Source organism: Methylobacterium sp. WL6, assembly GCF_008040095.1.
GTDB lineage: Bacteria > Pseudomonadota > Alphaproteobacteria > Rhizobiales > Beijerinckiaceae > Methylobacterium.
This window is the reverse complement of record NZ_VRVH01000009.1, coordinates 1-19081: the sequence shown is the minus strand read 5'-3', so window position 1 is coordinate 19081 and position 19081 is coordinate 1. Positions and strand designations below refer to the sequence as shown.

The window sequence follows — 19081 nt, the reverse complement described above, 5'->3', positions numbered from 1 at the left end:
GGGGAGTGCTCGCGCCAGCAGGGAGGTCAGGCGAGATGAACCAAGTGAGTGCCCGGGCTGAGGCCGCCAGCCATCCCAAGAAGTGGGAGATCGGCCTGGTGGCCACCTTGTTCTGCGTCGCCACCTTCGTCCTTGGGTTCGGCCTGCTGGCCGATGAGGTCAAGGAGGGCGACACCAAGGGCTTCGACACCTGGGTCGCGCAGGTTTCATGGTCCGGCGACGCGGTCTACAACGGAGTGTCATAGCATCGCCTGAGTTGCCGGCCGGCATTGCAACGAGGGCTTTCGATGCTGGCCCCTTCGACAGGCGCAGCAAAAGTGCGCCGGTGCTGAGGGCGACCAGTGCGAGAGGTTACCCCGTGGCCGTTGTCACGTCAGATCTGGACGCCACCGGAGACTTCGAGACGCTGTGCGTTCACCCACCCGAACCCATCGGACAGTAGCCCGGCAATGACGGGGGCGACGTCCTCCGGAAGGCCGACGCGGCCGAGCGCGGTCTGATCGGCGACCATCTTCCGGACCTGTGGGTTGTCCCGCACCACGCCGCCGCTGAAATCGGTGGCGATGGCACCTGGCGCGACCACGTTCACGGCGATGCGGCGGGGAGCCAGTTCCAGGGCCATGTACCGGGTCAGGGCCTCGACCGCAGCCTTCATCGGCCCATAAACAGCACGCCCGTTCATGGCAACGCGCGCCAGACCCGAGGACAGATTCACAATCCGGCCGCCATCATTCATCAGCGGCAGGAGCTTCTGCGTCAGCAGGAACGTACCCTTGAAGTGCACGGCGAACTGTTCGTCCAGTTCAGCTTCCGTGGCCTTTAGGAGTGTCGCTGCCGAAGAGGTCCCAGCGTTGTTGACGAGGGAATCGAAGCGTTCGGCTCCCAAGCTTGCTAGGCCGTCCCGCACCGCTCCGACGAACCCGTCGAAGGTCCCTGCGGCCCCGACGTCCAATCGGATGGCGATTGCAGATGCACCGGCTTCCTCCACAAGACCAACGACCCGCTCGGCTTCCTCTCGGTTCGTGTTGTAGGTGAGGATTGACCGAACCCCGAGCTCGGCGAGCTTCAGGACCGCAGCCCGTCCAATCCCTCGGCTCCCGCCGGTCACGATGGCAATCTTAGTTTCCGACATGATCGTGCTCTCCGCTCTCGTCCGACGGAACGGGTCATATTGGTAAGTGACCCTCGCGCTGAATGCCCGAACCAGTCGCGTTCTTGCCTAATCCTGCTCGGCGCCCTAGAGATCGCCGAGAACAATCCGTAGAGGAATCGCGCATGATGGAGGCGTTGGCGGAGACGATCCTGCGTTACACGGAGCGTCAGGCTGGCCCCGGCCCCTACGAGGTGCCGTCCCTGAACCTCCACATCATGCGTTCGGATCGCCCGAACCCGCCGAGCCACAGGATCTTCGAGCCGGCACTCTGCATCGTGGCCCAAGGAGCCAAATGGGCAAACTTCGGCGAAGAGCGTTTCGTCTACCGCGCGGGCGAGGCTCTCGTGGTGGGAGTCGAGACGCCCTCAACCGGGCGCGTAGTTGAGGCCAGTCCTGACGAACCCTGCCTCGTTCTGGCGCTCGCGCTCGATCCGGACATCATGCGGAGTGTGGCCGAAGAGATGGACAGCCCCCCGGTGGCTGGCGGCAAAGATGGCCGAGGTATCTTCGTGGCCGACTTCGACGGGCCTCTCGCAGACTGCGCACGTCGACTCGTCCGGTTGCTCGATACGCCGGAGGCGGTTCCCGTGCTGTACCCCGGCATCATGCGCGAGATCTGCTACTGGCTGCTGACGGGGCCGCACGGCAGCAAGATCGCACATGTGATGTCGGCGAACGGTCCGTCACGACGGCTCATGGACGCTCTGCACAATCTGCGCGACCGTTTCGCCGAGCCAGTCCGCATCGAGGAACTCGCCACCGTCGCCCGGATGAGCGTCTCGGCGTTCCATCGTCAATTCAAGGCGCTGACGTCGATGACGCCGCTGCAGTACCAGAAGCAACTGCGTCTTCTGGAGGCGCGACGACTGATGAACTCCCGTGCCTTCAACGTCGAGGCCGCCGCCTTCGCGGTCGGGTACGAAAGCCCCTCGCAGTTCAGCCGGGAGTATGCCCGTCTGTTCGGCGTCCCACCGAAGCGGCACGTGAAACACCCGCATGCGATCGCCGGCGACCAGGGTCCTGAAGGCGACGAACGCCGAGCGCTTTAGGTCTACACGCCAAACGTTCCAGCCTGCGGGTATGCCGCGAGATGATTCTGCGCTTCCTTATGAGCGAGGAGGTGCAAGCTCTTCCCGCTGGCATGCAACAGTTCCAGCACGTCGCCTCGTGGTGGACCGCCACGAGCGCCGTCGCTGGCTTCACAAAGGCGCAGGAACTCACGCTGGGTCTCGTTGATGGATTTGGGGAAGCCGTTCGTATCCATTGCAACCGCCCTCCGATCAGGTCGGCTCTTTGCTCGGCACGGGTGGAGCCTGCCAAGCCGAGCGGCAACTTTGAACAACTGATCGGCCCCCACGAGGTGGTCCAAGGGTGAAGTTAGTGCACGGTGGGCCGCTCCGCCACGAGTAGCTTGGCCGGCGGAGCTGGGCGGGCGAGCGCAGCTGGCCAAGCGGAGAAGGCTGGCACGAACACCTCCGGGGCCGGCGGCCGGTATGCCCGACGCGCCGTTTCCCCGGCCCTACGGTCTAAAGCGCATGCTTTACCATCTTCGCTGGCGACGATGCCCGCGGGACGGTGGTGATCCGCGTAGGCCCGCATCAGTGGTCGCTTGGAACCCCCGTTCGGAGGCACGGCGATGACGACGTGGTCGGCTGCGTGAGTTACGCGTACGCGAGTCCGACGACGGCCAGCGCGAGAAGCGGTGCGCAGAATCGGCAGCTCTCGCGCTATCCCACTACGTCGACGCCTTAGTCCGCCTTGGGGGCGGTCGGCATGCTCGCCGGCGGGGTTTGGGTAGGGTGCACCGTCATGGCCGGCGGCTGGTCCGAGAGCTGCTGCCGCGCCTCGGCGAGCTTGGCCTGTGTGGCCGCAAGTTCCTGACGCGTGGTCCCGAGACGGTCCTCAAGGGCGGCCATCTCCTTATTACGGGTCGCAAGCGTTTCGGTCAGGGTCGCCAACTGTGCCTGGGCGTCGGCCTGCTTCCCCTGCAGGGTCTTAACCGCCGAGGTCGCACCGTCGCGGTCCGCCGACAGCTTCTGGACTGCCTGCTCGGCCTGGCTCCGCTCGGAGATCACCCGGTCCCGCTCGGACTGCGCCGTGGCGAGCTCCTTCTGGGTCGCCGCCAAACCGTCCTTGGCCTGCTGCACCTGCTGGCCGGCCTGGGAGACGTCGCTCGTCAATTTCTCACGGTTCGCCGTCAGGCCGGCGATGGCCTGGTCCAGTTCGGCCTTCCGCTTCGCCGCCTGCTCGGTTGCGGCCCGCGCGTCGGCGAGATCCTTCTGCGCGGCAGCCGAGCCGTCGCGCGCCTTCTGCTGGCTCTCCTCGGCCTTGGCCAGGTCCGCGGTCTTAGCGGTCGCCTCCTGGGACATCGCGGCGATGTCCGCCCGAAGCTTCGCCTCCTGCTGCCGCGTCTCCTCCAACCGGCGTCCGACTTCCGCCAGTTCCTTGGTCCTGGCGGTCGCCGCCTGCTCGGCGGCCGTGGTGGCCTCCTTCATCGGCGCGAGCTTCTGCTCCGCCTGGGCGACCTGCGCCTGCAGCCCGGTGAGCTTGGTGGCCTCGGCTTCGGCGGTGGCCTTGGCCTCGCCGGCCTTACGCTCCGCCGCCTGCTGTTCCGTCGCCAGGCTCGCGGCTCTCGCCTTGGCTTGTTCGCTGGCCTGGGTGACGTCCCGCTCCTGCTGCTGGGCCGATGCGATCCTCGCCTTGAGACCATCGAGGGTCCCTGCCGCCGCCCTTTGCTGGTCGAGGTCCGATTGCAGCGCGACCTGCCGCGTCTCCAGGTCCTGGATGCGGTGGTCCCGGACGGTCCTCTGCCGTGCGCCGGCAATGGACGCAACGACGAGCCAGACCAGGAGCACCGCCGCCACGACGGCGAGGCTGAACGGGAGGGGCCTGCGAAGTTCGGAACGGTAGTCGATGGCCATGGCGTCCTCACGGGCGTGGAAGGGGATGGATCAGATCGACGAGGCAGCCTCGCCGGGCATCGGTTCGGCACCGGTGGCCCCCGGCTCGGGGGTGGGGACGCTCGATGCGACGTCGGCAAGATCCGTCCCGACAAGGGAGCCGATCATGCCGATGAGTGCGCTGTGCTGGGGGGTCCGTTCGCCGAGGCGAGGAAAGCCGCGAACTCGATGCGGGACCGCCTCCCGCCGGGTGGCACGTTCGGCTCGTGGAAGACGCACACGTCAGTTGGGTCGCCACTGCCGCAAAGGTACCAGTGGTCGTCGTTCGACCTGTAGCGGATCAGCATGCGCCCGGGTGGCATCGGAGGATCCCCACCGTCTCCCCCCAACCGATGACCGCGTCCGTCGTAAGCGTAGCCCCGGACGTCGACCGTTCAGCGACGGCCGTGGACGACCATCGCGAGCAGGTATCCGATGGCCCCGGCCATGGCCGCAAGCATCAACGGGGACTCCTTGGCGTAGTCCGTCACCGTATCGGCGCCTCGACGGTATGTCCGCTCGGCATCCGGGAAGGCCCGACGGCCCTGCTCGATGGCGTCCTTTGCCATGCCACCCGCCTGGTCGGCGACGTCCCGCACCGCGTCCTTGGCCTGTCCGTACAGGTTCTCGACGGCACCCCTCGCCTCGTTGGCGGTGCCCTTGGCCTGGGTCTCGCGGTCGCCCGTGACGTCGCCGACGGCGCCCTGGACCTTGCCGCCGAGTTCCTTGGCGGCGCCGGTGATGCGGTTTTCGTCCATTGGTCAATCTCCGTTCGGTTCGAGGTTGAGCCGGCCCGCGGCAAGACGCGCTTCGAGCCGCGACTAGGGCTGACTACTTCTTCGACGCGGCCTTCTTGGGTCGCGCCTTGATCGAGCTTTGGTCTGCCTTCTTCGCCCGGTCGTCGGCCTTCGAGGCATGCTTGGCGGCCTTCTCCTCGTTGCCGGCGTCGAGGTGCCGAGCGGCCTTCTGGTGTGACTTGGCCGCTGCCTCATGGTGTTCGGCGGCCTAGGCGTGCGCGCTTCCGGACATATGTCCGTCCGGTGTTGGGAGTTACGTGCCCCGATGCGAACGTGGTGGCCGGTCGGTTCCGCGGCTCCGATACCTGCGGGATCGACCGGGTGGTTCCTCAGCCCGGCATGCCGGCGACCGAGGACGGCAGCCTGCCGTCGGGGGTGTAGCGATCCACTGCGGACGGCAGCTCGCGCGAGAGCCTAGACAGCAGGTCATCGTGCGAAAGGCCGGTCTGCCGCGACAGCGTATCGAGGACGTCGGGGCCGATGGCCGACCTCAGGTGATCGGGCTTCATCTCGGCGTTTGGCCCGTGTTTCACCCAAGAGTCGGCCGCCTCGCCGTGGCCGTTCTCGCGAAAGCGGTCGACCAGATGGCCAAGGCCGCCGCTGAGCAGACCACCCGCGCCGGCACCCCCGAGGGCGTTTCCGAGATTACCAAAGATGCCGCCGAGACCACCCTGTCCCGCGGGCGTGCCTGCGGTCGCAGGATCACCGTAGCCGGCTCCGCCGAGCATCTCCTGGATCTTGTCCCGGTTCTGGAAGCCTGCCACGGCCAACAGGCCAAGCAGCGCCGTCATCGAGGGGAAGCCGTCACTCATTGGATGTCTCTGTTCCGTTGTTCTGGGACCTTCGGCGCGATCAGCAATCGTCGTCACCGGGCTTCACCACCTTGCCCTCAGGCGGCTTCGCCTCGTTGGCAGAGGCCGTCGCATTCGAGCCGACGTTGTTCATCGCCCCGACCGTCCCGGGGGATTCTGCCTTGGCACCCGGCGAGACCTTCGCGGTCGTGTCGCCGTCGACCTTCGAGGAAGCGTCGGCCGAGCCTTGCTGGCCGGTGCTGTTCGTGGTCGTTCCGACCGCACAGGGCTTGGCCGAGGCGACGCCGGCACCGAGGAGCGTCACGGCTGTCGCGACGGTCAGGGTGGTGAGGATCTTCATGGAGGTCTCCTTGGGGATCGGATCGAGTACGAACTGGGGAAGGCAGGCAATCGCTACGAAGAGGCGGCGGACCGTTCGGATGCCGTCTCGGCGTAAACCGCGATGGCCGCCCGGCAGCCGGGCGAGACCTGCCCGGCGCTCTTGAGGAAGCAGGCGACGACCTCGGGTCCGTTTCGGTCGAGGCCGTCGCAGAGAATGGTGACCACCCCGCGGTGCCGAAGGACGTCCCTAGATCGTAGGGCTCGGTCGCGGCGTGGTCGCCGAAGCTCATGCCCGACGCGGTGTCAGGGTGTTCGTGGCGGTGTGGGTGACGGTCGGATTGACGGCCGAACCGCGGCCGGCGAAGTAGGAGGCGAGTGCCCCAAAGATCAGCGCGAGGGCCCCGAACAGCGCGCCCTGGGAGACACGGCGAGCCGTGGCGTCGGCGATCTGCTTGGACTGCTCCTTGGCCGCGGCAACGGTCTCCTTGAACTGCTGGGTGTACTGCGCGACCTGGGTCCGGGCCTGCTCGACCGGGATGTTCTGCGCCTTGGAAAGGGCCACGGCGGCCTTCTCCTGGGCGGCGGCCTGCTGTGCGCCGTCACCCGAGACGGCGGCGCGAATGGCGGTCACCGCGGTGTCCTTCAGCGCGGCCGGATCGGATCCGGTGCCGTTGCGGACATTGGACTCGATGTTCGAGAACGGGTCGGTGACCTTGGTCAGCGACGGAGCGGCGGCCTGCGCCAGGGTCGAGACGGAGCCGCCCATCGCGTTGCCGACCCCGCCGATGGCCGAGGAGGCCGTGCCCATGGCGCTACTGACGATGCCGCTGGCGGCCGACGACAGCATGTAGAGCACCACGAGGGTTGAGACCGCCCAGGCGAGGAGGCCGTGATAGCCGGCCGTCGATGCCGACGGCTTGCCGGATAGGCGTCCGGCGAAATAACCGCCGGCGACGGCCGCCAGCACGCCGGAGACGACGAACCAGAGGCCCGCTCCGATGCCAAGCGAGCTCGCAGCTGGTGTGCCGTCGCCCATCGGATCGACCGTCGACAGGCCGATGCCGAGCCCCAGCATGTTGAGGATGACCTGGGAGATCAGGGCCACGGTGGCTCCGGCAAGCACGGCACCCCAGGAGACGGAATGCAGCATCATCGTGCGCATGTCCTCGGCCGGCGGGACCATGGTGGTCTGCGGCAGGTCGCGGTCGACGACGGTGCGATCCGGTATCGGGCGTCCGGGGGATACAGGCGTGGGCTCGGTAACGGTGGCCATGGTGGTTCTCCTGGGTTGTAAGCTCGGAAAGCTGGAAGGGCGCGGCGGGTCAGACGACCCGGCGGCGGCCCATGACGGTGTGGTAGAGCCACAGCACGATCACGGCGCCGACGACGGCCACGAGTAGGCTGTAGAGGTTGACCCCCGACACGCCGGGCTCGCCGAACTGGTTGAATAGGAAGCCGCCGACGACGGCGCCGACGATGCCGAGCAGGATGTCGACGACGAGGCCCTGTCCGGTGTTGTTGACGATCTTGCTGCCGATGAAGCCGGCGATCAGGCCGAGGACGATCCAGGCGAGGAAGGACATGGCGAACTCCAATTTTCGGCGTGCAGAAGGGTCCCGACGCAGGGCCTGCGCGGGCTGAGGCATGGGTCTCGATGGCGTACTGGGCCGGGGCTAGATCCGCGCGGGACGGCGGAGTCGGGTCGGCTGGTTCGTGGTTTGCCGCGCTTCAATCGTAGCGATCTCGGTCGTGGCCTCCGCCTCGACCTTGGTGTCGCCGAAGATGATGCCGATGGCCTGCTTGATCAGGGCACGGGCATGATCGCTCGACAGAACCTTGCGGCCCTTGCCCATTCGCGGCACCTCTTTCGTCCGATTTGGCCGTCGTCGAGATGCCCGGTTCGAGCAGAGCTACACCCACCGAATAGTTTCGTCGGAGCGATGTTCCGGCAATTTACATAAAAGTATTTTGAATTAGTCGAGTTAGTGTTTTCGACCTGGTTTTCGCGTTGTATTTTTGCCGTAATGCTCAAATGATATTTTCTCGCCGATGCCGCGTTCCCTGGCCCAGACGACCACGGCGCTGCGTCGGTTGACGCCGATCTTGCGGTACAGGCTGGCGACGTGGTTGCGCACGGTGCTCAGCGAGACGCCGAGAGCCTTGGAAATCTCCTCGTCGGTATCGCCGCGGCAAATGCCCTCCAGCATGTCACCCTCGCGGGTCGTGAGCTTCTCCGCCACCGCCTGAGGCTTGCCCGGCCTGGGCGGGTTGCGCAGCAGGGCGAGCTTCTCGATCACGCCGTGGCTGAACCACGACGCGTCAGCCATGACGGATTCGATGGCAGAGATGAGTTCGGTCTCTGTGCGCTTTCGGGACGAGATGTCCTGGACGGCGCAAAGGAGGCCCTCGCCGCCGCCGACGATGACCTTCTCGGCGGAGACGAGGCAGTCGAGGACGTCGCCGTCGCGCGTGCGCAGGCGCCCCTCGAAGGCGCGCACCCTGCCATAGCGTTGGAGTTCCCGTTTGAAGCGCGTCCGCTCTGCCTCCTCCACCCAGGGCATCGCGGAAGCGCCTTCGGCATCGCCGAAGGTGGAGGCGTACGCGTCGTTGACGCTGGTCGGCAGGTCGGTGTCCGAGCTGAGGAGGACCGTGGGGATCGGGCTGAGTTCGAACGCCTTGGCGAAGCGCTCCTCGCTGAGACGGAGCTCGGCCTCGGCTTTCCGCCTGTCCTCCAGGTCGGCGAACGTGAACAGCATGCAGCGTTCGCCGCCCGGCATCTCGATGGGATGGCCAGCGACGATGACGTATTTCTCGGTATCGGACGGGACCGAGAGACACGCCTCCCGCTGCCTGATGGTCGTGCCGGCATGGAGGTGCTCGATTGCGGAGGCGCGATGCTCGCCCTGGCCGAGAAGGTCGACCTCGGTGAATGTCCGGCCGATGACCTGGTCGCGTGCGTATCCGGTGAGCTCGACGAAACCCTGGTTGACCTTGACGTAGCGCAGGTCGGAGAGCCGGCACACCACGGCCGGGGCCGGGTTCGCCCGGAATATGCACTCGAACCGCTCCTCCGCGTCGTAACGGTCGCTGGCGTCCTGCATCAGAAGCGCGAGGCCAGTCGGTGCACCGGCATCATCCGTCGTGACCACTCCCCGCATTCGATGCGTCCATGTCCTCTCGGGGTGACAGACGTGGTGGACCTCCACAACCGCGTCGCGAAACGCCTCGCCGGCGAGGATGCGCTCGACGGGATGCTGCAGGGGGCCGACCTTGCGGTGGTTGAGGTAGCGCAGGACGAAGTTGGCCCGATACTCGGCGACCGTGGTTCCAAGGTCGCCGAACTCGGCGACCCCATGCATCGCGAGGGCGGCGTCGTTGGCGTAAGCGATGGTGTGGTCCGGCTCGATAAGGATCACACCCTCGGCGAGGCCGGCGACGACCTGTGCCAGTTGCCGCTGCTCGGACTGGGTCATGTTGGCTCACCTCGTTCGAAGGGCATCGGTGGTCGCGTCGCATCCACGCATGGGTGCCAGCGTCCCAAACGATGCGTCGGGCACTAACCCGGACATTGCCGGCCGGTATCCTTGCCGTCTGCAGGAAGGTTGTCGCCTTGGTCTGACACGCGTTTCCGGACTGGCAAGCCCCTGTAATTCTCTCCTCGGCCCTCGATCACTTCAGGCTGCGGCATGACGAACGGCCCAACCCCATCTGTAAGCACTCGGTTGTGCCCCAGATCAGTGTCTGATAGCGAACGTTATTGCCGGCCACGACAACGGGGCGTCGGCGACTGAGAGAGACGCGCACTCCCGCCTTTTGACTGCCGAGAGAGGCGCATGCCTCGCTACCACTTCAACGTCTATGACAGCGTGCCTCTTCCCGATAAAAAGGGCATCGAATTACTGGAGATCATGCTCGCTCGTCGAGAGACTATTCGATACGCAGGCGTACTCATTGAGGAAGGCGCAAGACTAGAAAGCCTTGGCTCGGAACTGCAAATGGAATTCACTGACGAAGCGGGGATTATCCTGTTTAGGTTGGACTTTTTTGTTACCAAAAATTTAAATACCTAGTTGCCGAAGCTAGCAATCAGCTAGAATCAAGCGTCCGGCTTGCTCAGCTTGCCCCTCTCGATGACGATGTCCTTGATCTCGCCGACGTTGCTGTTCGTGCCGTCGACGATGTTCAGGCCGATGAGGTTGTCGCTCAGCACCATGTCCGGCGGGACGGAAGCGAACTTGACGGTGGCCGGCGGCGCCGAAGCTTCGTCCTTGGTCAGGAGGGGGCCGCCCAAGGCGGCAACGGCGGCGAGCACGAAGAGACGCATGAATATATTCTCGATCCCGGATCGGGTGTCCAGGAACGAGCGACGTAGGAAAACTGTTCCGGCGAGAATTTCGGGTCCCGGGTGCGGTCCCTCGGTAGCCACTTCCGGCACCAATTTCATCGCCCACGCGAGGATCGCTTCACGGAACGTCCCGGCCTTCACCTTTGGTCGATGGGAACGGTCCCCTGGGGATCGCCGTTCCCGCTCGCTGTCGCCGCCTCCCCTTCGAGCCGGCCATGGCTGCGATGGACTGGCCGGAGATCCACAGATCCCGCTGTCCGATGAAGCGATGAGCCGGCCCACGGGGTATTATCCCGATGCTATAGGCATGTCTGAACCAAGTATATAAACTGCATTAACCTGCCATTCAGGTAGGCGAACTGCCTACATGCGAAGCATTATTTTGGAACGGTATTTCCGACATCTCCGTTTCTGGCTCCGTAACGACCAGCACACCTGGAGAAAACCATGTTAGAGAACATTCGCGTCGCCGCACTCGCCACTGCCTTCGTCCTCGGCGGCGCCGCTCTGGCAGTCGCCCAGTCGTCCTCGACCGTCGGCACCGGTGGCTCCTCCGCGGGTGGGGGCACCAGTTCCTCCACCGTTGGCACGGGCGGCTCGTCCGCCGGCTCCGGAACCGGTGCAGGTACGTCCTCGACGCTGGGTACCGGCGGGTCGTCGGCGGGCGGTGGCACCAGCTCCTCGACCGTCGGGACCGGTGGCTCGTCGGCCGGCAAGGGTACGAGCGGTTCGACCGTCGGCACCGGCGGCTCCTCGGCCGGCATGTCCGACGGCGGCGGGAAGTCGGGCGGCGCGGCCGGCCATGACAAGGGCGGTCCTGGCAACTCCGAGAACGCACCGGGCCACAACAAGCGCTGACCCCACACCAAACTGAAAACCCGGGCGCGGTCCCACGGGACCGCGCCCGTCCCGCTCCCGAGGAGAGTTGCACCATGGCACGCCTGATCCTGCCGCTTCTCGGCGGCGGCCTCGCCCTAGCCGGGGTCGCCGCGAGCCATGCCCAGACCAGCACCGTCACCTCAGGCCCGAACGGTGTCTCGGGAGGAACGACGGTCACCACCGGCCCTAGCGGAAAGCCCTGCAAAGTCGTCCATTCCGACGACGCGAAGGGCGCCGGGACACTGTCGAGTTCGGTCACGGCAGGACCGGACGGCGTGAGGAGTTCCACGACCGGGGGGCCGTCGGTGATCACCCGATCCGCGAATGGCACGACGAGCAGTTCGGCCTCAAGTTCTGGCTCTGGAAACGGGACCACGATGACCACCACCGGCGACGGCGATTGCGTCGTCACGGTTCCCAAGGACAAGAGGTGAGGCCCACATGACAGCGACGAAGATCATTCCCGTACTTGCGGCCATGGGCCTCCTTCTCGCTCCCGCACTCGCCCAGGCACAGGCCCGCGGCAGCGCGACGGGAGGCAGCGCAGGTTCCGCCGCGGCCGGTGGCACCTCCGCCTCGACGGTCGGGACCGGCGGCACGTCGACCGGCGCGAACGGCGCCACCGGTTCCTCCCTCGCCACGGGTGGCGCCGCCGCAGGAGGGAAGACCATGGACCGCTCCCACGTTAACGAGACGGGGAACGGCGGCCTGAACGGGCAGGCGAAGGCCATGTCGCATGACGGTGGTACCTTCTCGAAGTCGCAGACCAAGACCAAGGTCCGCGACGGCGAAGGCGTCGAGTCCAGCACTAAGACGATGTCGCATGAGCCTGGCTCGAAGCCCGTGAAGTCTACGACCACTACCGGGCGCTGACGCCGGCGATCAGGTTCCGTCCTCCCACGACGGAGCCATGAGGATTGCGACATCCCGACGAGGCCGCCCCTATTTCCGTGGTGCGGCCTCGACTGTGGAGCCATTGCGAGGAAGCCTACGTGGCAACGATGAGCCTGCCCGGACGACGGCAGGACTGGCTCCTGCTGGGACTGGCCCTCGTTCTCGTTTCCGCGGCCCTGGCGACCTACCATTTGACGCGCCCGACGACGCTGACGGTGGCAGCCGGCCCGAACGGGGGAACGGAACCGGCGCTGTTACGTGCCTACGCGGACGAGTTGGCACGCAGAAGGCTTGGCATCCGGCTGAAGGTCGTGTCCTACGACGGGGTTCGCGAGAGCGCCGAGGCGCTGAAGGCCGGCAAGGCAGACCTTGCCGTCGTCCGACCCGACGTCGCGATGCCTGGCAACGCGTTGACGCTCGCCGTCCTGCGGGATCTGTCGGCCTTCGTGGCGGCTCCCTCCAGCGCGGGCATCAAGGGCTTCCCGGATCTGGCGGGCAAACGCCTCGGTATGCTGGCGAGCCGCACCGCCGACCGTGCCCTCGTCGGCACCCTCCTTGCACACCACGACCTGGAACTCATGACGGAGATGCCCGTCGGCACAGTTCCGCCAAAGGCCGTGGCCCTCGTGGCCCTGGAGGAGACCGAGGTCGCCGACGCCCTACGCGACCATCGCATCGACGCGCTGGCATTGGTCACCACACCAACCTCTCCCGTCGCAATGAGAATGGTGTCCCTCGTCAAGGAAGACGGCGGGGACGAAGAGGTCGCCCTGTTCGGGGTACCCGATTCCGCCGCCGTCCTGGCACGCTGGCCACGACTGCAATCGGTCACGCTCCCGGCGGCCTTGTTCGGCGGCAATCCCCGCGTTCCCGCCGAGGACGTGGCGACCGTTGGATCGTCCTATCGCCTGATGGCCCGCGCCGACCTCTCGCGCAGCCTCGCCGCGGAGGTGACACAGCACCTGTTCGAGATGAGGACAGCCCTCGCCGACACCGTTCCCGCGGCGGACGCCGTCACCTTTCCCGCCTACGAGCACACCGCCGGCGCCACCAGCGCGCGCCTCCCGATTCATCCCGGCGCCATCGACTACTACGAGCGTGAACAGGAGACGTTCATCGAGCGCTACGAAAGCTGGATCTACCTCATCGCCATCCTGGCCGGCGGCGTCGGATCGACGGTGGCCTGGCTGCGGCAACGACTGGGCCGCATCCGCCGTGAGCGGATCGAGGTGGCGACAGGCCGCCTGCTCGAACTGCGTTCGGAAGCCCGCCGGGAGACCGATCCCGGGCGCCTGGAGGCGATGGCCGCCGAGGTCGACGACCTTGCCGCCACCGTCGCGCGCCAAGCCCTCAATCGACCGACCGAGCTCCGTATCCTCGGTGCGGCCAACGTCGCAATCGACGCGACGCGATCCACGGTTAGGCGTGCTTCGATGCGCCGGAGCGAATCGGCCGCAAGCGTCGGCCCCGGGCTCCCGGGTGCACCGCCCGCCAACTGAATTCGAGGACATCCTGCAACGAGGCGCCACCGGTCGCGCAGGTGCCTTCGCCGCTGCGCATCGTGGTCGTGGCGTCGTGAGCGGAGGAGCCTACCGGAAAGGCTTTCCGATAGGCTTCAGGTCATCGTCCACGTGGGGAATGCTCAGTATCCCGCTCGAGCGGGCGCCCGACGCATACCGGATGTTCGACCAGGGATCGCCCAAGAAATTCGTCATCGATCCGCACAACACGACGAAACTGTCGGCCTGACTTTCCGGCGGATGCCGGGGGCGCCACCGCGAGGCGCTCCCATACACGCGGCTGATGTCCGGTCTGTTCACGCTGATCGACGAGGTGGCGTTCGCCCCGCTCAAACAGCGCCTAGCCCAACGGCTCTTAGCTGAAGCCGATCCGCGCGGCGTCGTTGCCCTGACCCATCAGAAGCTGGCTGACGACGTCGGCGGCGTGCGCGAGGTGGTGAGCCGCATCCTGGCACAATGGGCCGAGGCAGGCCTGATCGAACTCCGTCGCGGCGCGGTCGAGATTGTTGAATGAACCAGCTTGGCCGCCGCCGTAGGCGGTGAAGAGCGGCGCGCGCAGCGTCCGATTCCGGGCGAAGACTAAGGTCTGATCGCCACCTCAAGCCGAAGTTGCCGGAAGGCTGACGAACGGCTGCTTTCGAGAAGCACCGACGGCGGTCCTAGTTGCTGGGTTGGGTCGCTACCAGACTGGCCGCTCAGGGTGGATTTGCGACGGTCCGCTTTAAAGCGAAAGTTGACAGAAGCGGACCTTGTCGCCACGCCTGCTCACAACCCTTTCAGAAATTCGTGCTGGCATGGTGCAATGACCGCGATCAGGGTGAAGCACATTTCACTTTGCTCTCGATCAGAATGCTCATTTGTAAATGTATGACAGTGTGTAGCGGTGCTAGTGCCAAATATGGCTGTGCGCAAAACCATTACAATATTTGTGCCTTCGGAATTGCGGGTGTTCCTGTAAGGGTGCGTCGCCACCGGCCGCTACAGCAGCGTCAGCGACGTGGTACGTGCCGCGCTGCAAGAGTTCGAGCGCGCCGAGATGGGTAAGACCCCGGCCGACCAGCGAGCGATGGCACAGCAGGCTCCTGCCTCTCATGATCACGCTTGATCCAATGTCCGGTAATCGCGACTTCTTCGCCGGGGCGGGCGAGATGGTGACGCGGATGCGTGCCTACGACTGGACCACGACGCCGCTCGGCAAGCCCGAAGGTTGGCCGTCCGGACTCGCACGGCGGTCCGCCTGCTACTCAACAGCAATGGGCGTTTCGCAAACTCGGATCTGAGACGCGGAACGACCTCTGCCGTCCCGCTTTCACCCTTTGTTCGCCTGTGGAAGCCCGAGGCAGATTGCGAGTAGCTGGTTCTGCTCGTGCACCGTCCACGCGCCGACGAAGCCGAAGCCCTTGCGCAGCCAGAGCATGGCCTCGAAGCCCTGGATCGCGCGTCGCGCCGTATTGAACGAGCGGAAGCCTCCCACCCGCGGCATCGACCTTTTCACCCGGAAGTGGTCGCTGTCGATCCCCTGCTGCAGATGCTCGGTGACATAGTGGATCGGCGTGCGCGGCAGCAGTCCTGCCTGCCGGCTCTCGGCGATGGCTCGCGGATACGGGCCAGCGCCATCCGTGCCGATGCGGTCCGGGGCGAGAAGAGGCTCATCCGCTAGCATCTTGCGGAAGGAGCGCCTGGCCGCATCGAGATCGCGGTCGGCGGTCAGCAGGAAGTCGACTGGATTGCCGTGTTTGTCGATGGCCCGGTAGAGGTAGCGCCACCCGTCGCGAACCTTGATGTAGGTCTCGTCGATGCGGACCGACCCGCAGTGAGGCTGACGGAACTGAAGTAGCCGCTTCTCGATCAGGGGCGCGTAGGCCAGAACCCAGCGTTTCAGGGTGCTGTGGTCCACCTTCAGACCGCGTTCCAGGAACAGCTCCTCAATGTCGCGGTATTTCAGCGGATAGCGGAGGTACCAGGAGACGGCCTGCACGATGAGCACTGCCTCGTAGCGCCGGCCTTTGAAGTCGGCCTTGGAGCGATGCTTCCGCATGGCGGCGATAGCGGACAGGATCATGGGTCGGCTGCAAGGCGGAGGCGGCAAGCTCGTCAGGAATGGCTAGCGATCCGTGAACGAAGACGCGCACGCGTTTGCGACAGGCCCCGAAAAGGGCCGCCGCATTCCGAACGGCCAGTCAAACACTGCCACGCAACACTGCGCTGCCAAGCTGCCGCGGGTAGTCGGTGCCGTGTATAGCGGAAGCCTGACCGGCGTGAGCCCGTCGGCATTTGCGACAGGCCTCTGAATGGGGTAGGTCGGCCTCCTCCGTCTAATTAACATTAGATTCAATAAATCTTGCGTGGCAATCTAAATGAATATTATAAGAATATCTATACTGATTTTTTCAGCATTACTGGCTGGAATATTTGGTTTTTTTGGCGTGCTTCAGGGATCGAGCTCAGATTTCACCCTATTATTTATGGTTTTTTTCTTTGCGGCGAACGCATTTTACGTTTTTTACTCTCGGCCTACGTTTGTCGCAAGCGAATTTTTCAATCGAACTGCGACAGGGTTAGCAATAGTAACTCTTGAATTAAAGCATCAAGCAGAAGAAGCTAAGACAAGAGAAGATGAAGCTCTTCGACTTGAGGCTTCGGAGGATGTAAATAAAGACGGCAGGCTTAAGGCAGCTAGCGATTTTATGAAATTTGCTGTTTCTAATCCGCATTTAAAAAAACTTTACTCTTTCGATGATAAAACCAAATTGATAGCGGATCTATCGGAGAAAGGTCAAAAGCCTATCGAAGATAAAAAATAATCAAAAGATATACATCAAAACATTCTAAAATGTAATTTTACAATTTATCTAGCGATTTGTCACAAAGGCCAGGTCTCAATTTTTGACGTTCCTGCGCATCATTCGAATAAGTGCAGCCATCGCGCCAACGTAATCGTATTTTGCCACCGGCGGGGGTGCCCATTTCGCTCTCCGCTCACGGTGGTGGGTGCGCCAGGACTGGTCGGGTGTCGGCCGTTTCAACACGGGCACCGAGGCGACAACTGGACCGGGGATCCGTGCTCAATGCCGTGCTCCCGATGCGACGGATGCCTCGGCAAGCATTGCCCGCACGGAAGCGGCAATCTCAGCCGGCCTGTAGTCGGACATCGCCAGAAAATTTCATGCACGTCGCCGATCGATGTGCCGCTACCGCGCGTCAAACCCTCTGCTAACGCACGCATGATAAAACTCTGCGCAATAATTATAGTGGCGGTCCCGGCCGTCTGCTGGGCCAAGGCCATTGCAGCAGCCTCCAGCGCCTCGATCTGATCATGCGGGGACATCACTGCTTACCCGCCCTGGGTGTGACGCCGTTTCTGAACGACCGCGAGCGGGCTTGCAGACCACCCCCGATACTAGCCGCGCGAGAGCGCCGTTCGACGCGGAGATCACCACCGGGATCGCCTGCAAGGTGGTCAACAGCTCCTTCGCGACTGCGAGCGTTCCTGAGAGGCCGGCCGGCGAGGCCTGCGGGGCGACTGTGATGCCGCCGGCTACCTGCAAGGCATCCTTCAGCTCGCCTGCTCGGACGTGAAGGTTTTCGAGCGCACCGGTCTCGACCTTTGGCGCGATCGTCTCCCCGTTGAGCGCCGTCAGCTTCGCCTGGACGCCCTCGATCATGTGTTCGAGTTCGGCCTTCCGTGCCTTAAGCCCGGCGCCGCCCCCCCGGGAGATCGAGGCTCGCGCTCGCGGCCAGCTCCGACTTCACGTTCATCAGCTCGGCCTTGTAGGAGGCAAGAGCTGCAGTCGCTTCCTGCATCTTGCCCCTAATCCGGGACGGGCGCCGCGCTGGATGCGGCCGGAGCTGCCTCCTGTCGCTGCGCTGCCATCGGCGGGATCTTTGGGCGTCGCCGGGCCGAAACCCGGCTAGCGCACCATGACCTCCGACTTGGGAGCCTCCGAGGGTCGCGGCCCGACCAGGCCATTGAGTCCGGGCAGGCGCGCAGGCACCGAAGCCGGCATCCCGGCCGTGCCCGGCGGTAGCGACCCTTCCCAATTCCCGAACGTGCCCGAGAACGGGGTCCGTAGGTACTTCTGGAATGGCGGGTCTTTCGGCACGAGCCCTTCCATCGGGTTGAGCGCCGGGGCCTCGCCGGCATCCGCCTTGCCGATGAAGGCCTGCGACCCCTCCTGGATGGCGATCTTGTTCGCCTGGTCATAGGTCATCGTCAGCGCTGCCGCTGCCGTGAGGGCAGCCGGCAGGGCGAGGACCGCCGTCGTGAGCGTCGCGGCTCCGGCTGTGAAGGCACCCGTGATGATGCCGTTGCTCATGCCGAGGGCGGTACCGGTGAGCGCTGCCGTGCCGCCGATCGTTGCCGCCTTGCCGCCGAGCCATGCCGCACCGGCCCCGGTCGCGATGACCGGGCCCGGCAGCTCGGCTGTCGATTGGATGGGCTGGGGCGTGTCGCAAACACGATTGTGTCTGCTCTTACCCAGCGTTGACCTTATGACCCGCAAGGCGCCTCCGGTTTCGGAGGCTGCCCATTATCCTGTCCGCCATCGCTGCCAAGCTCAAGCAGCGCGCCAAAGCTGACTTCAAAGGCCGGCACTACGAGGCCAACCTGATCGTGCAGGCTGTCGCCTGGTACCTGCGCTACTCGCTGAGCTACCGCGACACCGCGACATGGGGCAGCTATTCCCGGAACGCACTCTGGAGGTGGACGATAGCACCCTGAACCGCTGGGTTCTGGCCTACATTTCCCTCATGCAGAAGCAGCTGGGAGCTTTCCGCAAGCACATCAAGCCTCCGCCTGTGCCTTACCGGTACGGCTTGCGACAGGCCCCGTCAGCTGCGGGCCCATCCAATTCCCACGTCACGCCCAGCGCTGTCCCTTCGTTCAGTAGCCTGTCAAATATGAAAGTCCGCGCTGCCGTTGTTGAACATGTTGGCGACGCCGCCGCTGTTGTAGCCGGCATGGTTGTCGGCGGCGTCGCCCGCCAGGGTCTGGCCGTTGAGGCTGACCTGATGGACGTAGAGGTTGCGGTCGGCCGTCGCGCTGCCGCCGTAGACGTCGTCGAGGAACTGCACCGCGATGTCGTGCGCACCCGTGCCGAACTGGCCCGTGAGGGTGATGTCCTGCGTCTGGCCTGCCGCATGCGACGCGCTGGTGGTGAGTGTGCCGCCGATCTGATGGCCGTCCACCAGCACCTGGAAGTGCGGATTGCCCTGGTAGCTGTCACCCGACACACGGAAGACGAGGGTGTCCGGAGCCAAGGGTGTCACGACCGGCGCTGTGGGTGTCGTGACCACGGGCGCGGGGATCACTGGCGTAGCGGGTACTGTGACGACCGATGTCGCGGGGGTGTGAAAGTCCGCGCTGCCGTTGTTGAACATGTTGGCGACGCCGCCGCTGTTGTAGCCGGCATGGTTGTCGGC

25 protein-coding genes and 1 pseudogene are annotated in these 19081 nt (G+C 65.0%); 11 read left to right on the top strand and 15 right to left on the bottom strand.

Annotated features, from left to right (window positions below):
- The first annotated feature begins 35 nt into the window (after positions 1 to 35).
- Entirely contained in the window at positions 36 to 245 is a 210-nt protein-coding gene (locus tag FV230_RS02690; protein ID WP_147841136.1) for a hypothetical protein, read from the top strand.
- A gap of 128 nt (positions 246 to 373) precedes the next feature.
- On the opposite strand, the gene FV230_RS02685 is transcribed toward FV230_RS02690, so the two are convergent.
- Positions 374 to 1132 (bottom strand): SDR family oxidoreductase, encoded by a 759-nt coding sequence (locus FV230_RS02685; protein WP_147841135.1) that lies wholly within the window; start codon positions 1130 to 1132, stop codon positions 374 to 376.
- Positions 1133 to 1275: 143 nt separating this feature from the next.
- Here FV230_RS02685 and FV230_RS02680 point away from each other — a divergent pair, with 143 nt between their 5' ends.
- A complete protein-coding gene (locus FV230_RS02680; protein WP_147841134.1) occupies positions 1276 to 2202 on the top strand; it encodes an AraC family transcriptional regulator in 927 nt (308 codons plus the stop codon).
- Positions 2203 to 2204: 2 nt separating this feature from the next.
- On the opposite strand, the gene FV230_RS02675 is transcribed toward FV230_RS02680, so the two are convergent.
- From FV230_RS02675 to FV230_RS02625, 9 genes are all read right to left on the bottom strand, one after another.
- The gene (locus tag FV230_RS02675) at positions 2205 to 2417 is read right to left on the bottom strand and encodes a hypothetical protein (RefSeq protein ID WP_246694701.1); all 213 of its coding nucleotides are present in this window, start codon (positions 2415 to 2417) and stop codon (positions 2205 to 2207) included.
- Between the two features lie 484 nt (positions 2418 to 2901).
- Positions 2902 to 4074: a chromosome partitioning protein ParA gene (locus FV230_RS02665; RefSeq protein WP_187275353.1), complete on the bottom strand. Its 1173-nt coding sequence runs from the start codon at positions 4072 to 4074 to the stop codon at positions 2902 to 2904.
- A gap of 413 nt (positions 4075 to 4487) precedes the next feature.
- Positions 4488 to 4850, bottom strand: coding sequence for a CsbD family protein (locus tag FV230_RS02655; protein ID WP_147841132.1), 363 nt, complete (start codon positions 4848 to 4850; stop codon positions 4488 to 4490).
- Positions 4851 to 5218: 368 nt separating this feature from the next.
- Positions 5219 to 5701, bottom strand: coding sequence for a YidB family protein (locus FV230_RS02650; RefSeq protein WP_147841131.1), 483 nt, complete (start codon positions 5699 to 5701; stop codon positions 5219 to 5221).
- Between the two features lie 40 nt (positions 5702 to 5741).
- Entirely contained in the window at positions 5742 to 6041 is a 300-nt protein-coding gene (locus FV230_RS02645; RefSeq protein WP_147841130.1) for a hypothetical protein, read from the bottom strand.
- A 267-nt stretch (positions 6042 to 6308) separates the two neighbouring features.
- On the bottom strand, positions 6309 to 7295 hold the full coding sequence (locus FV230_RS02640; protein WP_147841129.1) for a PhnA-like protein: 987 nt from the start codon (positions 7293 to 7295) through the stop codon (positions 6309 to 6311).
- A gap of 49 nt (positions 7296 to 7344) precedes the next feature.
- Positions 7345 to 7605: a GlsB/YeaQ/YmgE family stress response membrane protein gene (locus FV230_RS02635; protein ID WP_147841128.1), complete on the bottom strand. Its 261-nt coding sequence runs from the start codon at positions 7603 to 7605 to the stop codon at positions 7345 to 7347.
- A 90-nt stretch (positions 7606 to 7695) separates the two neighbouring features.
- On the bottom strand, positions 7696 to 7875 hold the full coding sequence (locus tag FV230_RS02630; RefSeq protein ID WP_147841127.1) for a hypothetical protein: 180 nt from the start codon (positions 7873 to 7875) through the stop codon (positions 7696 to 7698).
- A gap of 129 nt (positions 7876 to 8004) precedes the next feature.
- Positions 8005 to 9495 (bottom strand): PAS domain S-box protein, encoded by a 1491-nt coding sequence (locus FV230_RS02625; protein ID WP_147841126.1) that lies wholly within the window; start codon positions 9493 to 9495, stop codon positions 8005 to 8007.
- Between the two features lie 360 nt (positions 9496 to 9855).
- Between FV230_RS02625 and FV230_RS02620 the strand changes: the two genes are divergently transcribed.
- Positions 9856 to 10092 carry a hypothetical protein gene (locus tag FV230_RS02620; RefSeq protein ID WP_147841125.1) on the top strand — a complete coding sequence of 79 codons (237 nt, stop codon included), beginning with the start codon at positions 9856 to 9858 and terminating at the stop codon, positions 10090 to 10092.
- A 26-nt stretch (positions 10093 to 10118) separates the two neighbouring features.
- Here the strand turns inward: FV230_RS02620 and FV230_RS30490 are convergent, their stop codons facing one another.
- The gene (locus FV230_RS30490) at positions 10119 to 10508 is read right to left on the bottom strand and encodes a PRC-barrel domain-containing protein (RefSeq protein ID WP_246694700.1); all 390 of its coding nucleotides are present in this window, start codon (positions 10506 to 10508) and stop codon (positions 10119 to 10121) included.
- Positions 10509 to 10814: 306 nt separating this feature from the next.
- Here FV230_RS30490 and FV230_RS02610 point away from each other — a divergent pair, with 306 nt between their 5' ends.
- From FV230_RS02610 to FV230_RS02575, 6 genes are all read left to right on the top strand, one after another.
- A complete protein-coding gene (locus tag FV230_RS02610; RefSeq protein ID WP_147841124.1) occupies positions 10815 to 11225 on the top strand; it encodes a hypothetical protein in 411 nt (136 codons plus the stop codon).
- Between the two features lie 74 nt (positions 11226 to 11299).
- A complete protein-coding gene (locus FV230_RS02605) occupies positions 11300 to 11680 on the top strand; it encodes a glycosyl hydrolase (RefSeq protein WP_147841123.1) in 381 nt (126 codons plus the stop codon).
- 7 nt (positions 11681 to 11687) lie between these two features.
- The gene (locus FV230_RS02600; RefSeq protein ID WP_147841122.1) at positions 11688 to 12119 is read left to right on the top strand and encodes a hypothetical protein; all 432 of its coding nucleotides are present in this window, start codon (positions 11688 to 11690) and stop codon (positions 12117 to 12119) included.
- A gap of 128 nt (positions 12120 to 12247) precedes the next feature.
- Positions 12248 to 13639, top strand: a complete 1392-nt coding sequence (locus FV230_RS02595) for a TAXI family TRAP transporter solute-binding subunit (protein WP_147841158.1) — start codon at positions 12248 to 12250, stop codon at positions 13637 to 13639.
- A gap of 304 nt (positions 13640 to 13943) precedes the next feature.
- Positions 13944 to 14174 (top strand): helix-turn-helix domain-containing protein, encoded by a 231-nt coding sequence (locus tag FV230_RS02585; protein ID WP_246694699.1) that lies wholly within the window; start codon positions 13944 to 13946, stop codon positions 14172 to 14174.
- A 577-nt stretch (positions 14175 to 14751) separates the two neighbouring features.
- A complete protein-coding gene (locus FV230_RS02575; protein WP_147841121.1) occupies positions 14752 to 14940 on the top strand; it encodes a hypothetical protein in 189 nt (62 codons plus the stop codon).
- 29 nt (positions 14941 to 14969) lie between these two features.
- Here FV230_RS02575 and FV230_RS02570 read toward each other — a convergent pair whose 3' ends face one another.
- Positions 14970 to 15722 carry an IS6 family transposase gene (locus FV230_RS02570; protein ID WP_147841120.1) on the bottom strand — a complete coding sequence of 251 codons (753 nt, stop codon included), beginning with the start codon at positions 15720 to 15722 and terminating at the stop codon, positions 14970 to 14972.
- Between the two features lie 295 nt (positions 15723 to 16017).
- Between FV230_RS02570 and FV230_RS02565 the strand changes: the two genes are divergently transcribed.
- Complete coding sequence (locus FV230_RS02565; protein WP_147841119.1) at positions 16018 to 16464, top strand: hypothetical protein; 447 nt, start codon at positions 16018 to 16020, stop codon at positions 16462 to 16464.
- A 510-nt stretch (positions 16465 to 16974) separates the two neighbouring features.
- Here the strand turns inward: FV230_RS02565 and FV230_RS02560 are convergent.
- Both FV230_RS02560 and FV230_RS02555 read right to left on the bottom strand, forming a co-directional pair.
- A complete protein-coding gene (locus FV230_RS02560; protein ID WP_147841118.1) occupies positions 16975 to 17325 on the bottom strand; it encodes a hypothetical protein in 351 nt (116 codons plus the stop codon).
- Between the two features lie 246 nt (positions 17326 to 17571).
- Positions 17572 to 18162 carry a hypothetical protein gene (locus tag FV230_RS02555; protein WP_147841117.1) on the bottom strand — a complete coding sequence of 197 codons (591 nt, stop codon included), beginning with the start codon at positions 18160 to 18162 and terminating at the stop codon, positions 17572 to 17574.
- Between the two features lie 26 nt (positions 18163 to 18188).
- Here FV230_RS02555 and FV230_RS02550 point away from each other — a divergent pair.
- Positions 18189 to 18439 (top strand): annotated as a pseudogene (locus FV230_RS02550) (IS6 family transposase); the annotation flags it as partial.
- Positions 18440 to 18553: 114 nt separating this feature from the next.
- On the opposite strand, the gene FV230_RS02545 reads toward FV230_RS02550, so the two are convergent.
- Positions 18554 to 19081: carbohydrate-binding domain-containing protein (locus tag FV230_RS02545; protein WP_281408243.1), on the bottom strand; the 528-nt coding region annotated here is incomplete at its 5' end.

Excerpts from the sequence above, each read along its gene's own strand:
- FV230_RS02690 (WP_147841136.1), top strand. The coding sequence starts at position 36 with ATGAACCAAGTGAGTGCCCGGGCTGAGGCCGCCAGCCATCCCAAGAAG.
- FV230_RS02685 (WP_147841135.1), bottom strand. The coding sequence starts at position 1,132 with ATGTCGGAAACTAAGATTGCCATCGTGACCGGCGGGAGCCGAGGGATT.
- FV230_RS02680 (WP_147841134.1), top strand. The coding sequence starts at position 1,276 with ATGATGGAGGCGTTGGCGGAGACGATCCTGCGTTACACGGAGCGTCAG.
- FV230_RS02675 (WP_246694701.1), bottom strand. The coding sequence starts at position 2,417 with ATGGATACGAACGGCTTCCCCAAATCCATCAACGAGACCCAGCGTGAG.
- FV230_RS02665 (WP_187275353.1), bottom strand. The coding sequence starts at position 4,074 with ATGGCCATCGACTACCGTTCCGAACTTCGCAGGCCCCTCCCGTTCAGC.
- FV230_RS02655 (WP_147841132.1), bottom strand. The coding sequence starts at position 4,850 with ATGGACGAAAACCGCATCACCGGCGCCGCCAAGGAACTCGGCGGCAAG.
- FV230_RS02650 (WP_147841131.1), bottom strand. The coding sequence starts at position 5,701 with ATGAGTGACGGCTTCCCCTCGATGACGGCGCTGCTTGGCCTGTTGGCC.
- FV230_RS02645 (WP_147841130.1), bottom strand. The coding sequence starts at position 6,041 with ATGAAGATCCTCACCACCCTGACCGTCGCGACAGCCGTGACGCTCCTC.
- FV230_RS02640 (WP_147841129.1), bottom strand. The coding sequence starts at position 7,295 with ATGGCCACCGTTACCGAGCCCACGCCTGTATCCCCCGGACGCCCGATA.
- FV230_RS02635 (WP_147841128.1), bottom strand. The coding sequence starts at position 7,605 with ATGTCCTTCCTCGCCTGGATCGTCCTCGGCCTGATCGCCGGCTTCATC.
- FV230_RS02630 (WP_147841127.1), bottom strand. The coding sequence starts at position 7,875 with ATGGGCAAGGGCCGCAAGGTTCTGTCGAGCGATCATGCCCGTGCCCTG.
- FV230_RS02625 (WP_147841126.1), bottom strand. The coding sequence starts at position 9,495 with ATGACCCAGTCCGAGCAGCGGCAACTGGCACAGGTCGTCGCCGGCCTC.
- FV230_RS02620 (WP_147841125.1), top strand. The coding sequence starts at position 9,856 with ATGCCTCGCTACCACTTCAACGTCTATGACAGCGTGCCTCTTCCCGAT.
- FV230_RS02610 (WP_147841124.1), top strand. The coding sequence starts at position 10,815 with ATGTTAGAGAACATTCGCGTCGCCGCACTCGCCACTGCCTTCGTCCTC.
- FV230_RS02605 (WP_147841123.1), top strand. The coding sequence starts at position 11,300 with ATGGCACGCCTGATCCTGCCGCTTCTCGGCGGCGGCCTCGCCCTAGCC.
- FV230_RS02600 (WP_147841122.1), top strand. The coding sequence starts at position 11,688 with ATGACAGCGACGAAGATCATTCCCGTACTTGCGGCCATGGGCCTCCTT.
- FV230_RS02595 (WP_147841158.1), top strand. The coding sequence starts at position 12,248 with ATGAGCCTGCCCGGACGACGGCAGGACTGGCTCCTGCTGGGACTGGCC.
- FV230_RS02585 (WP_246694699.1), top strand. The coding sequence starts at position 13,944 with ATGTCCGGTCTGTTCACGCTGATCGACGAGGTGGCGTTCGCCCCGCTC.
- FV230_RS02575 (WP_147841121.1), top strand. The coding sequence starts at position 14,752 with ATGATCACGCTTGATCCAATGTCCGGTAATCGCGACTTCTTCGCCGGG.
- FV230_RS02570 (WP_147841120.1), bottom strand. The coding sequence starts at position 15,722 with ATGATCCTGTCCGCTATCGCCGCCATGCGGAAGCATCGCTCCAAGGCC.
- FV230_RS02565 (WP_147841119.1), top strand. The coding sequence starts at position 16,018 with ATGAATATTATAAGAATATCTATACTGATTTTTTCAGCATTACTGGCT.
- FV230_RS02560 (WP_147841118.1), bottom strand. The coding sequence starts at position 17,325 with ATGATCGAGGGCGTCCAGGCGAAGCTGACGGCGCTCAACGGGGAGACG.